The sequence below is a fragment of the Neobacillus sp. NPDC093127 genome (genome assembly GCF_044754175.1).
Taxonomy (GTDB): Bacteria; Bacillota; Bacilli; order Bacillales; family Cytobacillaceae; genus Neobacillus.
Genome location: NZ_JBIVOP010000012.1, coordinates 54,225 through 66,613, shown reverse-complemented (window position 1 = coordinate 66,613; position 12,389 = coordinate 54,225). Strand labels below are relative to the sequence as shown.

Annotated in this window: 15 protein-coding genes; 5 read left to right on the top strand and 10 right to left on the bottom strand. The window is 40.9% G+C overall.

Annotation, left to right across the window (positions count from 1 at the left end):
• Positions 1-291: 291 nt before the first annotated feature.
• The 3 genes from ACIQCO_RS16750 to ACIQCO_RS16740 all read left to right on the top strand — a co-directional run bounded on the left by ACIQCO_RS16750 (position 292) and on the right by ACIQCO_RS16740 (position 2,775).
• On the top strand, positions 292-1,524 hold the full coding sequence (locus ACIQCO_RS16750) for an aminopeptidase (protein ID WP_400430485.1): 1,233 nt from the start codon (positions 292-294) through the stop codon (positions 1,522-1,524).
• Positions 1,525-1,696: 172 nt separating this feature from the next.
• Positions 1,697-2,086 (top strand): large conductance mechanosensitive channel protein MscL, encoded by a 390-nt coding sequence (mscL, locus tag ACIQCO_RS16745; protein ID WP_400430484.1) that lies wholly within the window; start codon positions 1,697-1,699, stop codon positions 2,084-2,086.
• A 50-nt stretch (positions 2,087-2,136) separates the two neighbouring features.
• Positions 2,137-2,775 carry a Bax inhibitor-1/YccA family protein gene (locus ACIQCO_RS16740; RefSeq protein ID WP_400430483.1) on the top strand — a complete coding sequence of 213 codons (639 nt, stop codon included), beginning with the start codon at positions 2,137-2,139 and terminating at the stop codon, positions 2,773-2,775.
• Positions 2,776-2,816: 41 nt separating this feature from the next.
• Here the strand turns inward: ACIQCO_RS16740 and ACIQCO_RS16735 are convergent, their stop codons facing one another.
• The 10 genes from ACIQCO_RS16735 to safA all read right to left on the bottom strand — a co-directional run bounded on the left by ACIQCO_RS16735 (position 2,817) and on the right by safA (position 11,582).
• Positions 2,817-4,556, bottom strand: coding sequence for an aromatic amino acid hydroxylase (locus ACIQCO_RS16735; RefSeq protein ID WP_400430482.1), 1,740 nt, complete (start codon positions 4,554-4,556; stop codon positions 2,817-2,819).
• A 39-nt stretch (positions 4,557-4,595) separates the two neighbouring features.
• Positions 4,596-5,114, bottom strand: a complete 519-nt coding sequence (locus ACIQCO_RS16730; protein WP_400430481.1) for an RNA polymerase sigma factor — start codon at positions 5,112-5,114, stop codon at positions 4,596-4,598.
• A 90-nt stretch (positions 5,115-5,204) separates the two neighbouring features.
• Positions 5,205-6,539, bottom strand: a complete 1,335-nt coding sequence (locus ACIQCO_RS16725; protein ID WP_400430480.1) for a polysaccharide biosynthesis protein — start codon at positions 6,537-6,539, stop codon at positions 5,205-5,207.
• Between the two features lie 181 nt (positions 6,540-6,720).
• Entirely contained in the window at positions 6,721-6,900 is a 180-nt protein-coding gene (locus ACIQCO_RS16720) for a hypothetical protein (RefSeq protein ID WP_400430479.1), read from the bottom strand.
• Between the two features lie 344 nt (positions 6,901-7,244).
• Positions 7,245-7,877, bottom strand: coding sequence for a response regulator transcription factor (locus tag ACIQCO_RS16715; protein WP_400430478.1), 633 nt, complete (start codon positions 7,875-7,877; stop codon positions 7,245-7,247).
• Positions 7,870-8,916, bottom strand: coding sequence for a sensor histidine kinase (locus ACIQCO_RS16710; protein WP_400430477.1), 1,047 nt, complete (start codon positions 8,914-8,916; stop codon positions 7,870-7,872). The genes ACIQCO_RS16715 and ACIQCO_RS16710 overlap by 8 nt, the downstream gene beginning before the upstream one ends.
• Positions 8,913-9,647: a cell wall-active antibiotics response protein LiaF gene (gene liaF / locus ACIQCO_RS16705; protein WP_400430476.1), complete on the bottom strand. Its 735-nt coding sequence runs from the start codon at positions 9,645-9,647 to the stop codon at positions 8,913-8,915. Before liaF ends, ACIQCO_RS16710 begins: the two co-directional genes overlap by 4 nt.
• Positions 9,648-9,812: 165 nt before the next feature.
• Positions 9,813-10,457, bottom strand: a complete 645-nt coding sequence (locus tag ACIQCO_RS16700) for a PspA/IM30 family protein (RefSeq protein ID WP_400430475.1) — start codon at positions 10,455-10,457, stop codon at positions 9,813-9,815.
• 23 nt (positions 10,458-10,480) lie between these two features.
• Entirely contained in the window at positions 10,481-10,825 is a 345-nt protein-coding gene (locus tag ACIQCO_RS16695) for a lmo0954 family membrane protein (protein WP_400430474.1), read from the bottom strand.
• Between the two features lie 142 nt (positions 10,826-10,967).
• A complete protein-coding gene (gene safA, locus ACIQCO_RS16690; RefSeq protein WP_400430473.1) occupies positions 10,968-11,582 on the bottom strand; it encodes a SafA/ExsA family spore coat assembly protein in 615 nt (204 codons plus the stop codon).
• A 107-nt stretch (positions 11,583-11,689) separates the two neighbouring features.
• Between safA and ACIQCO_RS16685 the strand changes: the two genes are divergently transcribed.
• Both ACIQCO_RS16685 and ACIQCO_RS16680 read left to right on the top strand, forming a co-directional pair.
• A complete protein-coding gene (locus ACIQCO_RS16685) occupies positions 11,690-12,064 on the top strand; it encodes a DUF1360 domain-containing protein (RefSeq protein WP_400430472.1) in 375 nt (124 codons plus the stop codon).
• Positions 12,065-12,147: 83 nt separating this feature from the next.
• On the top strand, positions 12,148-12,294 hold the full coding sequence (locus tag ACIQCO_RS16680) for a hypothetical protein (protein WP_400430471.1): 147 nt from the start codon (positions 12,148-12,150) through the stop codon (positions 12,292-12,294).
• Positions 12,295-12,389: the final 95 nt, after the last annotated feature.

Below are 12,389 nucleotides of genomic sequence, written 5' to 3'. Positions count from 1 at the left end.
AGTTACCTCTTTTAATATTATAATTAACATGTATGCGGTTTCTATTATAAGGACGGTGAAAATAATGGAATTATCACAGTTTATGGCTCCAACTTCATTGTCAGGCATTATTACATTTTTAGTTCTATTTTCAGCAGGTGTTTATTTTAATATAAAAGTATATGGAAGCAAGCTCCGGTAGAGATGAAAATCTTTACTTTTTTTTGTGTTTTTAGACTAGAAGCTCTCGGTTTCTTTTTCCAATTAAAAACGCTACAATATAGGAAGATTCTGAAAAAGGAGATTATACATATGAGTGAATTTCAAAAAAACCTTGAGAAATATGCTGAGCTCGCCGTTAAGGTAGGCGTTAATGTTCAGCCCGGTCAAACGTTAGCCGTCAATGCCTCCATCGATGCTGCAGAATTTGTCCGTTTAATTGTAAAAAAAGCCTATGAAACAGGAGCGAAGAATGTCGTTGTCAACTGGAACGATGATACTGTTACAAGAACAAAATATGATTTAGCACCAGATGAGGCCTTTCAAGAGTACCCAGTTTGGCGTGCAAAAGAACTGGAAGAGCTCGCTGACAAAGGAGCAGCCTTTATGTCAGTCGTATCTTCGAGCCCTGATTTATTAAAAGGCGTCGATCCAGAACGTATTTCAAACTTCAATAAAGCCGCTGGCACGGCGTTAAAAAATTACCGCAAAGCAACGATGTCAGACAAAGTCAGCTGGACCGTCATTGCCGCAGCCTCACCGGCATGGGCCGCGAAAGTATTCCCGGATGAACCTGCTGAAACCCAAGTAAGCAAACTTTGGGATGCAATTATTAAAGCTACCCGTGTCGACGTAGAGAATCCGGTAGAGGCATGGAGAAAACACGACGAAACTCTTCATGCAAAGGTTCACTATTTAAATGAAAAACGATATCAGAAGCTTCATTATACAGCACCTGGCACCGACTTAACGATTGAGCTTCCGGAAAAACATCTTTGGGTTGGAGCCGGCAGCGTGAATGAAAAGGGATTTGAATTTATGGCCAACATGCCGACAGAAGAAGTCTTCACAGTCCCGTTGAAAACAGGTGTTAACGGTACTGTTGCAAGTACAAAGCCGTTAAGTTATGGCGGCAATATCATTGACCGCTTTTCGATTACCTTTGAAAATGGAAAAATTGTTGGCGTGAAGGCTGAAGAAGGTGAGGAGATTCTGAAGCGTCTTGTGGACACTGATGAAGGCTCACATTATCTTGGTGAAGTCGCGCTTGTTCCTTACGACTCACCTATTTCACAGTCCAATGTTCTATTCTTCAATACCTTGTTTGATGAAAATGCCTCTAACCATTTAGCAATCGGCAGCGCCTATGCCTTCTGTATTGAGGGAGGCAAGAAAATGTCCGCTGAAGAATTGGAGAAGAATGGCCTTAATGAAAGTCTCACTCACGTCGATTTTATGATTGGATCAGCAGAAATGGACATCGACGGAATTACTGCTGATGGAAAAACCGAACCAGTATTTAGAGCAGGTAATTGGGCGTTTTAGTTTGCAGCCTAATTAATAGCAGGAAACGGGCGTTTTAGTTTACAACCTAATAAAAGAGCAGGAATTCTGCTCTTTTTTTGTTTGTTGGAAAAACATAGCGCTTGAATTTTTGCCTAGGTTAAGGCTACAATATATTTTTAAGAAAATAAGAACAATTTTGGAGGATCCCTTCATGTGGAATGAATTTAAACAATTTGCCATGAAAGGCAATGTCATCGATTTAGCAGTCGGGGTCATTATCGGCGGCGCATTTGGCAAAATCGTTTCTTCCCTTGTTGCCGATGTAATTATGCCATTGGTTGGAATGTTAATCGGGGTAGTAGATTTAAGTGATCTTGCCTATGGCAAATTAAAATATGGCCAATTTATTCAAACGGTTGTTGATTTCTTGATTATCTCTTTCTCCATTTTCCTTTTTATAAAGTTTCTTAATCGTTTTAAAAAGAAAGAGGAACCAGCTCAGGTCGCTGAGAAAGTGGACCGAAGTGAAGAACTTTTAGCTGAGATTCGCGATTTATTAAAAGAAGATAGAGATATTTTAAGAAAAAATGAAACATCTTGACCATTTCATCGTATAACTTAAATAAGAATACTTTTTTAGAGGTGAATAAATTGTACACACAAACATCATCGACTCAATTTTTACCTTCTGTTTTACGGACGTTTGCTCTTTCCCTTGCAATTGCCTTCTTAGGCACAATGGCAGGTGTATTTGTTCCACCAGCTTTATTTATGCCGTTAGCTATCCTAGAATTTGTCATGCTACTGACTGCTTTTTTCTTTAGACGTAAAAAAGCAATGTCCTATTCTTTCCTTTACATTTTCACGTTTATCTCAGGGATTACCTTGTATCCTATTGTTTCTTATTACTTAGCTACTGCAGGTGCCAACATAGTTGTCATGGCCTTTGCAAGTACGACAGTTGTCTTTACGGGTATTGCCATTTACGCGACAAAATCAAAACATAACTTTTCGTTTTTAAGTGGATTCCTGCTTGCAGCCCTGCTTGCTATGGTGGCTATTGGGATTTTCAACATGTTCTCTCCACTAGGATCTACAGCCATGCTTGCATACTCATTTATCGGTGTATTAGTTTTTAGCGGCTATGTTCTTTTCGATTTTAGCCGGATGAAACACTATGGAGTTCGAGCTGAAGATGTGCCATTAATGGCTTTAAACTTATATTTAGATTTTATTAATCTATTCATCAGCCTCCTGCGTATATTTGGGATTCTTAATAGCAGAGATTAATTAAAACAAGGAGCTTGGAAATTTCCCAAGCTCCTTTATTTTTAGCTGTAATAAAATAAGGTTAATCCGCGCTGAATCATTTGTTGGACTGAAGGGTCCCAGGCGGTGTTCTCGAGCTTTTCGACTAGCTGGGTAATAGTAGGATGACTTGGATTATGCTTTTGATAAATTTCTAGCAATTCCAGCCGCAATAGCCATTCGCGTTGATATTTGTCCTCGAGGACGGTTAAAATTCTATCAACCTGGGATAAACTTTGTTCATTCCAATTCGATCCCTCACGTATGTTGCGTACTTCTTCATACAACTTCTCTAATTCATTCCAACTTCGCTGAACCGCTCTGTCTTCCATTTCTTCAGCAGGCTCGAACTGATAATATGCGTCTGGATCTGCCGCGCCTGCGAATACAGATGGAATACCGGCACCAACAGCCATATCAAACGTCCCCCAAGCTGGTTCAAAAAGGACTTGATTCTCATAAGTCACGGTACAATCCTTAAATGAGATTAAGATTGGCTTCGCTGCAGAGGACAAAATGCCAGTGACTGTGCCCTCAACTATGACACCGCTTTCAAAATGAAGCAATGCTGCCTTTCCTTCGCTAATTCCTAAATCTCGTAATTGATCCTCAGTGCAATCTTCAAGTGCAATACCAGCTTCTAAACGGCCAATCGGCGTTCCAAAGCCTTTACGATGGGTCTCGATGCCATGCCCCGTCAATTGCTTATTTTCGAAAGATAATGCGGTCGGTCCTTTTGTTCGCAAATAAACAGCTTCCCCGTCATCATCCTTCAAAATCGTCGCTAACGTACCGGTTACCTGCAAGCCAGAAGAAAAACAAATCGTAGCGACACTATCGGACTGCAGTGCTTTCTCCAGACTTTCTGTGCCGCCTTTGCGAAATGCCATCGTGGCGGCAAATTGATCAATAGCCGAAACTAGCTCATCAAAGTTTTTACAAACAAATAATTGCGGCTGTGGTTTGGTGACATCATATGGGGTCCTCACACACTCTTCTACGGTAAATGGAATTTTTCGGACATCGTCTGCTAAACAGCTTTGGCTCTCGCCTACCGATGAAAGCAAACCCGCCCCGTAAATTTTTGGATCAATAAGCTCGCCAATTAAGCCGTATTCCACCGTCCACCAAAACAGCCGGGACACTTGATCGGCTTCAGATAAACCTTTTACCTTTGCCCGTGCTTCAGCAACCTGACGTTCTGCCTCTTTCACTTGCTCTGCGGTCGAATGAGGATCCTCAGCGACAATCGTTAAATGACGAACCGCTTTAAATACTTCAAGCTTTTCCTTACTAGAAATGGCTTTGGAACCCATTTCACCAATTTTTTTCACAAATCCACGGTATGATTCATCTAATAAAATCGGTGCGTGTCCGGCAGCTTCATGAATCATATCCGGTGCCGGTGTATAGGCAATGTTTTCTATCTTTCGTATTTCTGTCGCAATCGGTAAGATGCCATTTGCCAAAAAGCCATAAAAAGCGGAGCCGGGAATTAACCCATCGATTGTCACAGCCCCCCAGCCGACTTTTTCCAGACTCGTATTCATGTCATCTACCTTTGGGATTGATTCCGTTTTGATGCCCGAATCCTTTAAGCCATTTACATAATAGGGATGAGCGATTCCCTTTAAAAAATAATGATTTTGCTTCATTACAAACCGCCAGACCGCATGATCAATCGGAGAATAGCTATCATAATATTGTTTAGAAATAAATTGCTTTAGTTGCACAGGAATCTTTTTTGTATCCTTGTCAATCATCGTGAACCTTCCCCTTTGCAAAGAATATTTTGGAAACCATTAAGCAAGTGACAGCATTTTCGGCCGCAGCCGTTCCTTTGCCCTTTTCATTCTTGTTTTTACAGTCGACATTGGCAGATTGCTTTTCCTGGCTATTTCTACTAAAGATAAATCTTGATAGTAATAAAGATAGATAGGATAGCGATAAATTTCGGGCAATAGGTTTATCTTTTCAGCGATTTGTTCTGCTGAAAATTTATGTAAGACTTCCTCTTCCGGTATAAATGCAGTTTCGAATGTGACGGAATAGGAATAAACTTCTTCCCTCCAAAAATGTTTTGACTTATTTTCTTTCCGCCAATAATCACGGCACTTATTGATCGCGATGGTAAAAAGCCAGCTTTTGTATTTACTTTTCTCCTTTATCGAGGGGTAGGACAAATAGGCAGAGAGTAAGACCTCCTGATAAAGATCCTCGGCAAGTTCTTTATGTTTTACTAATGAAAAAATATATTTAAAAATGGCTTTTCCATGTTCATTTACTAATTCTTCAAAAGATTGCGTAAATCCTTCAAGCATTTTTATCCTACCTTTCCTTCTGTAAAATGTTGTTCATTCTATTAGACGGAAAGGACCTTGCTTACCCCTACACATGAATAGGTAAAATTTTTACCGATTCGCTGCCTTTTGAACCAATCCTTTCATAAATATCGAAACACCAATCTTCTTACAAATCGTTAAATAATGCATCAGCGCTAATAAAACTGACCCTGTATTCATCCCAATAATAACCCCATTCATTCTCCAGTCCGATGATGAACCAAGCCAGAGAATAAGTGCAAAGGAAATGACAGTCGACCAAACGATATGAATAAACGCCTCTTTTATCATGTCCAGGCCAATCATGAAGGCCTGCAACGGCATAATAAAGAAATGAAATAAGAAAAACGGCCATAGCAATTGCAGAAAAACAGCAGATGTTGCCGATTTAAAAAACAAGGAAGTTAATTCTGGAGCAAAAAAATAGAAAAGGGTCACGGCTGCAACTCCGTATACTACAGTGAGTTTCATCACCTGCTGAAGCATTTTTTGCAAGGTTGGATAATCCTTTTGAGAATGAGTCTTCGACACGGCCGGTATGAGAACAATCAGTAATGAGTGGGCAATAAATGCCGGGAAGAACCCAATGGACATGGCCACCCCCATCAGCATGCCAAATTGTTCTGTAGCCAATATATCGGTCATACCCGAGCGTACCAATGCCGCCTTAATGATAAAGGGCTGAATCGCTCCCGTGAAGGCTGAAAACAAACGCAAGCCTGTTGTGGGAATCGAAACCGCCATTAAATTTTTCCGAACCACTTTCCTGTTTAAATTGGAAAAAGGCTGCCGTTTTAGCTGTTGAAATTGTGCAATAAACAGGTAGATTAAATAAAGAAACACAATAATTTCACTGCCAATCAGTGTGCCAATGGCGACCAGCAATGCTGCTTCCGGATCGAAAGCAAAGAAGCGAAACAGAACAAACAGACCTCCGAGTTGAATGATTTTCCTGAGAAAGTTGGAGACTGCGATTTTTCCCATCTGCTGCATTCCCATGAAATAGCCTCTAGCAACAGAGGTGAACGAAATGACGGGGATGAGAATCATCACAAGCCATCTGACATAGGGGTGATAGGTATTAAATACCGGAATAAACGGCAGAATCGTCGCCGCTGCTAAAAAGAGAATACTGGTAAAGATGATGGTAATCGTAAGCGCATGATAAAGAATATTTCGATGGAACCGTTCCTCTCGTTCGGCAACGAATTTGGAAATCGAAACCTGCAGCTCAAAGCTCGATAGCAGGACAATCAAAAATATGGTAGGCAGAATCGACATATACAACCCTAACCCGTGTGATCCTAACTCCCGGGCAAGAATCATATTCACCAGGACTTCAATGCCCTCTCCTAAGAAAGCAGACGCCGCTAAAAAAAATATCCCTCTGTAATAAATAGCCACTTTCAAATTCCCTCTTTCCTATCTCACTTTTATAAACTTATGAGACAAGTACTCTGAATAGTAGGGAATTTTTTTATCAACGCAAAAAAGGGCGGGCTTCCTTTGGGCTAAGTATGGACTAGAGCACTTTATGTGAGCATTGGTAACACGGAGGGTGTTAACATTCGGAAGCTATCGCCAATTAGTTTTTTTGTGACTGTTGCGGCTCTTTTTTCCCTTTTACGGGCACAATTAATTTTTTTTGTGACCGCTGCGCTTCTTTTTTTCCTTCATCGGGCACAATAAAATTTTTTTGTGATCGCTGCGACACGTTTTCTCCCTCCCATGGGCACTCTGGTCCCGTCACAGTGCCCGCGCTCATCTTTTTTTAGCTTCCAGGGGCACTCTGAACACTCCACAGTGCCCGTCCTCTTCTTTTTTTAGCTTCCTCGGGCATTCTAACCCAATCACAGTGCCCGACCTCTTCTTTTTCTAGCTTCCTCGGGAACTCTAACCCAATCACAGTGCCCGTCCTCTTCTTTTTCTAGCTTCCTCGGGAACTCTAACCCAATCACAGTGCCCGTCCTCTTCTTTTTTTAGCTTCCTCGGGCACTCTGAAACTACGACGGTGCCCGTCCCATCGAAAAATAGCAAATATTATAATAATCCTACAGAAAATTCAGGCGAAAAAAAAAGGCTATTTCGAGATAGCCTTGGTTTTCGGGTTTATTTTATTAATGAATGTTTAAACGCATAGATGACAGCCTGGGTGCGGTCTTGGACGCTTAATTTGCTTAAAATATTGCTAACATGGGTTTTGACGGTCTTCAGGGCGATAAATAATTCATCGGCTATATCCTGATTGGCTTTGCCTTCCGCCATTAAGAGTAATATTTCTAGTTCGCGGCTGGTGAGGTCTTCGTGTGGCAGGTGTGTATTCTTCTGGCGCATTTTTACCATCATTTTTCCGGTGACCTCCGGTTCAAGAACCGATTGCCCATGATAGGTTGCCCGGACGGCATTGGCGATTTCCCCAGCCTTCGAGGTCTTCAGCATATAGCTGGTTGCTCCGGCTTCAAGTGCAGGGTATACCTTTTCATCATCCAGGAAGCTTGTGACGATGATCACCTTAGCTTCAGGCCATTGTTCAATAATTTGTCTAGTGGCTTCAATCCCGTCCATTTCTTTCATCACTAAATCCATTAAGATGATATCCGGGCGGAGTTCGAGCGCCAGTTCTACCCCCTTTTTCCCATCGGCCGCTTCCCCCACAACCTCAATATCCGGCTGTGCCGATAAATAAGAGGAAACTCCAATTCTCACCATTTCATGGTCATCAACAAAAACAACTCTAATCATTCACACCACCTCCATTAATCATCACCGGAACCTTCACTTCCAGCCTTGTTCCTTTATTTTTCACACTTATCACCTTTAACGTGCCCCCGACTTCAACTGCTCGCTCATGCATGTTTTGCATTCCGTAGGATCCTGCTTTCATTTCGTTTACTTCAAAACCAATTCCGTCATCAACAATCCTTAAGATAACAAGGTCATCCCGTTTAATCATCAGAACCTCAAGCTTGTTTGCTTTCGAATGCCTAAGGGTGTTTGATACAGATTCTTGAAGAATACGGAAAAGATGATCCTCTACACCTTTGTCTAACGGAAAAGCTTCAACCTTCCAGTTAATATCCATAGTTACCTTTTGAGATAATTCGATTAACAGCTCTTCAATTCCTTCTTGGAGCGTTTTATTCTTTAAGGCGACAGGACGCAAGTGTAAAAGCAGTGCACGCATCTCGAGCTGCGATTGGTGAATCATTTCTTCCACAAGTTTCAATTGCTTCGCTTCGCGAGTCTCTTCTGTCTGCACCTTTGTTTCATTAATGGCCGACATCATCATCGAAGCCGCAAATAGTTGCTGACTAACCGAATCATGTAATTCACGGGCTAGACGGTTCCGTTCTTGTTCAATGATCTCCTGAATTCTTGCTTCCTGGTCTTCTACTTTTTCGGTTGCTAATCGCTGCGAAAGTTTAGCCTGTTCTGTCATTTGTTTGCCGATTTTCTCAATCCTCTCTGCAATGGATTGCATTTCCGTGATGGGAGACTTCCCTTTCTCCTCCATCTGTCTGCCTTCCTCTAATTGGTGCAGGGAGTGTTCAATCGCAAGAAACTGTTTTCGCCAAAAAAGGCCTGAAGCTCCGCCTAGAAGAATCCCAACGGCAATACTAAAGGCAGGAACAAAAATAACAATTGGAATATCCATAAAGTGGCGATCCCATAATTCGGACCATCCTATCCGGAAAACAAAAAAGCAAACAGCCCCGACAATGATGGCGATAAGGAAGGAGAAGCCGACACTCCAGACAATTTGGCGCTGGGTTGTACTCATATCCGGCTCACCTCTAAATTCCCAACAACGAGCGTGGTAACTATTTTTACCTTGTGCTCCGACTTTTCATAGCCCGGTGTTTTAAGCTGAAAAACTTGATTGAAAATTTTCGAGTGATGATTCCCGAATACCGTTGCCGACCCTGCCACACAGGAATGGTGGATACTAACATCAATTTCATAGGGTACAAGGATTTGAATATTTCCAATGATATTGCGAATAAATATGACCGTTTCTCCTTTTGGAAGCATTGTGTAACTAAGATCGATAGTGGTATCGCCAATGCCTGCCTGAATGTTTACATCATTCCACTCATAAACACCAAAAGGAGTTTTTTGCTGCCCAAAAAAGATATTTTCAAACAGCGGCTTCGATTGAATCATTGTTTCTTCTTGCTGAGCCGGTTCATCTTTTATGATATCTGGTGTAATTTTCTTAGGATTCTTTTTAGAATTTAAAAATTGAATAAAAAAGTGCAGTAAAATGGCTAACAATAAAAACTTGAACGTCATCATATTGACGATACTTAGGACAAAGAAGATAATACCACCGATAAAAAGGATTTTCCCCAGCTTTTTCCCGGCCTTTTTACGCCCTAGATAGATCATCCCGCCAGAAATGAAAAGAGAGAATATAAGACCTCTGTTGAAAAATAAAATCTCCAATAGCAGGATCACAATGCCGATTAAGACGAGCCATCCAATATAATCATTTTTTGTATTTTTAAACATTGGCTCACCCTCCCTTTTTTCTTATTTGCGGATTTGACGGTTTTATTTGCGAAGTTGGCAGTTTTATTTGCGAAACCGTTTGTTTTATTTGCGAATGGATTATATATTTTTTTAATGGCCAAAAAGGCGTACAGCCTACGCCTTTTTAGAATACCATATTTGATCTTAAACGGACTTGCTTTCTTCTAATTTTGCTTCTTTTTCTAGTTGAGCAATTCTTGCATCGATTGTATTCCGGTAAAAGGAACTGTTCACTTGATGCTCTAAGCGGTCTAAATAGTTTTCAATGTCTTTGAACTTCGAGTAAGATTTATCCGAGTACGTATTGGAATCAAGCACCTGGTTGATCCGAACATTGGCGCGTGTGACATTTTCGCGGCCCATTAATTCCATTCGGCGAAGATTCATATCCTTTAGCTTGTGCTTCATTTCTTCATATTTTCTCTCTAAATCACCAAGCTGGCCTTTGACCTGTTCAAGTGAAGCACTGAGACGCTGGGCGCGGTCTGCATATTGCTGATGTTCAGCAGCAGCAAATTGATACAGCTCTGTTTCCCCTGCTTTCGAAGCAATTTCCGCTTGGTATTTTCTTTTTTCTGCTAACTCGGCTGCCTGGTGATATTCTCTCGTAAACTCATCCTTCAACGTGTATTGACGTTCTAACAGCTTTCTAACCTTTTCTGTTTCCTGCTCACACTGGCGAAGATATTGATTAAGCAAGACAATTGGATTTTGCTTTTCTTTTTGATCAAGAGCCTCGTGTAAATCCGCAGTAATGGTGTTTTTAATTCTCGTAAATAAGTTTGTCATGGTTATTCTCTCCTTTAAGCTTATTAATGTTTGATTTCATTCCATTGTTTTTCAAAATTGGCAAATGGGTCAGAGTCTTCTTTGATTTTCGTGTGCTTGTTCTGGTTCCATTTTTTATAAACGAGGTAAAGCACGTATGCAGCTGCGACACCAATGATGGCTGGTGCATTGTGGATAGAGGCCATCAGGACGATGAAGCCGATGATTCCGAGACCAATCTTTGCCCCAGTTGATTCAGTTTTTAAAAATTGCTTGAAGATGAAGTATAGAAGCACCACACTTACGGCTAACCCCACCATTGGACCAATTGTTGAAAGCAAGATGAGAGCGGCAATCCCGCCCGCTACTAGTAAACCAAATTTTTTCATTTTGTCATTCACTCCTTTCTTTTCTTGATTTCATCTTACCTTTTTCCAATGCTTTTCATAATTGCGCTAGAGCTTGATTTTTATATCGGTCCAGAGACGTAGAAAGGGTCAGCCTCCTAATGGAAACAGACCCTTTGTAACATCATTTTGATATAAACATCTGTACCCAATAGTATCTTTGGGAGCCGCCTTTTGCATAGCCGACACCAATGTAGGTAGACTGAGAACTTAAAATATTGGCGCGATGACCCGAACTATTCATCCAAGCCTGAACAACCGATGCTGCTGTCGTTTGACCGGCGGCAATATTTTCTGCTGCTGAACGATAGGTAATCCCAAAGTTCCTCATCATATCAAAGGGACTGCCATAAGTTGGACTGGTATGACTAAAATAGTTTTTGTCGCGCATGTCCATTGCCTTATAGCGTGCCACCCTTGAAAGCTCCCAATCTGCCTTCAATGGTTTGAGACCATTCTTTGCCCGCTCCTGGTTGGTTAACTGAATGACTTGACTTTCAATTGATTTAACACCGCCTAAATCAGGGATGTTTACCTTTTGACCCGGATAGATCAAATTAGGATTTTTAAATTGCGGGTTTGCTTGAATAATCTCGGTAATTCCGACCTGATACCTTACAGCAATTTTCCAAAGGGAGTCCCCAGGCTGAACGGTGTATATTTGCTGGGCAAACGAGACGCTTGGAATGCAGAAAAGAGATAGTAAAAACAGAAAACTAAGCCATAAAGATTTTTTCATTTTTTCGCCTCCTCCGAATATATATTTTTGATTTCAGGCTCAAAATATACAAGGAACTGAAAAATATATTTAGCTGGCCATAAGCAGAGCTTTCGGAGGAGCAGAATGTGAGCAATATTTCATGGATGACCTATATTATGTTAATTTTAGCAAGCTACCGTTTAACCCATTTGATTGTTTTTGATAAAATAACCGAATTTATCCGCAAGCCGTTTGTGAAAAAAGTAAAGGTAGTAACGGATACTGGCACGGAAACAAAGGAAGTCCCGACATCGATGTTTGGTTATCTCTTGAAATGTTATTGGTGTGCCGGTATTTGGAGTGCCGTTTTACTTGGGGGAGCCTATTTACTTTTCCCGAGGGTTACTTTTGTATTTATTTTAATCTTTTCAATCGCTGGTGGTCAGTCAATCATTGAAACCTTTGTCGGCGTCAATATTAAAAAGGTGGATTATTATTCGGAACTTAAGAAAAAAGATTGACAAAACCCGATAATAAAGCAAGATACGTCCCCTCTCTGCATATATCTTTAGAAGAGCTTAAGCAGGAAGAAGGGGGAACTTGAATGACTGCTTTATGGTTGACAACAACCATCGGTTTTGTCCTTTGCCTTGGTTTAGTGGGCGGAATGATTTTTCATTTTTTAGGCAGAGCTCTTAATTCTGAAGATGCTGTTCGAATTGACAAAATAGACAGCGATGAAGAAGATTGATTTTTTCTAGCAAATATAGGATGAACCCAGAAGAATTTGGGTTCATCCTTTTTTTACTTTTCCACATTATTTTCTCACTTTAGGAAAAATTAAAC